General features: G+C 42.0%; 1 protein-coding gene. It reads left to right on the top strand.

Annotation, left to right across the window (positions count from 1 at the left end; genetic code table 11):
• Positions 1-255 (top strand): transposase (locus tag M3204_RS23585; protein WP_251489106.1); only part of this gene is annotated, 255 nt, incomplete at both ends.

Below are 255 nucleotides of genomic sequence, written 5' to 3'. Positions count from 1 at the left end.
AGTATGACCTTGCGATTCAACAACTTGAAAGAGTTGAGCTGGCAATCAAGGATGAACTACCTAAAATTCCTTTCGCGAATAAGTTACTTATGATTAAGGGAATTAGTGAAATTTCGTTAGCTGGTATCTTAGGGGAAGCAGGAGATTTAAGTGGTTTTTCACACGGCAACTCTTTGCTTCGCCATGCAGGACTCCATCTAGCCGAAGCCAGTTCAGGGAAGTGGAAAGGGCAAATTATCATTTCAAAGCGTGGAA

Source organism: Mesobacillus subterraneus (assembly GCF_023715485.1).
GTDB classification, from domain to species: domain Bacteria; phylum Bacillota; class Bacilli; order Bacillales; family Cytobacillaceae; genus Mesobacillus; species Mesobacillus subterraneus_B.
The sequence above is the reverse complement of the archived record's forward strand: the minus strand, read 5'-3'. Positions and strand labels throughout refer to the sequence as shown.